Source organism: Frigoribacterium sp. AC759, from assembly GCF_979256015.1.
In genome coordinates, this window is sequence record NZ_CEEDMT010000172.1 from 1 (window position 1) to 240 (window position 240).

1 pseudogene is annotated in these 240 nt (G+C 72.1%); it reads left to right on the forward strand.

Annotated elements, in window-relative coordinates:
* A pseudogene (locus ACZ6JE_RS15535) lies at window positions 1-240 on the forward strand (vWA domain-containing protein); the annotation flags it as partial.

Here is a 240-nt window from a genome sequence, read left to right on the forward strand (position 1 = left end):
CGACGTGTCGGCCATCGCCGAGCAGCTGGCCGGCGCCCGGTTCTCGCTCATCTCGTTCGCCAGCACCGCCGTGCTGCGGACCCCGCTCACGGACGCCGCCGCGGCCGTCGTGACGGCCGTCGAGGTCATGAACCGCGAGATCACGTACTACTCGACCGGCAGCACGATCAGCGAGGCGAACGACCTCCTGGCCGAGCGTCTGGCCGAGGCACGCGAGACCGCCCCCGGACGCGCCAACGT